Annotated in this window: 2 tRNA genes; both read right to left on the bottom strand. The window is 51.8% G+C overall.

From position 1 onward, the window contains the following. Positions 1–48: 48 nt before the first annotated feature. Positions 49–124 (bottom strand) — tRNA-Ala (locus FOV68_RS23915). A gap of 146 nt (positions 125–270) precedes the next feature. Then, positions 271–347: transfer RNA gene (locus tag FOV68_RS23910), tRNA-Ile, on the bottom strand. Positions 348–367 lie beyond the last annotated feature (20 nt).

Below are 367 nucleotides of genomic sequence, written 5' to 3'. Positions count from 1 at the left end.
CGTCGCCGGTATGCTCTGAGGTATTTCAGAAAAAACAGATAAACGGTATGGTGGAGCTAAGCGGGATCGAACCGCTGACCTCCTGCGTGCAAGGCAGGCGCTCTCCCAGCTGAGCTATAGCCCCATACAGTTACTGCAGAGACCACTACTACCACTCAACCGAGTTACATTCTTCAGGAGAAGGATGCAATTTCTTTTCAGGCAAGGCATGCGGAAGGGAAGTTTACTCAGGTAAACGACCGCGCGCATAACGCAGCATGAGAAGAAATTTGGTAGGCCTGAGTGGACTTGAACCACCGACCTCACCCTTATCAGGGGTGCGCTCTAACCACCTGAGCTACAAGCCTGTAGAGGTTTTTTCTGCTCG

Source organism: Pantoea sp. paga, assembly GCF_007558755.1.
Lineage (GTDB): Bacteria > Pseudomonadota > Gammaproteobacteria > Enterobacterales > Enterobacteriaceae > Pantoea > Pantoea agglomerans.
Note: the sequence above shows the minus strand (reverse complement) of the source record. Positions and strands in the feature narration are given on the sequence as shown.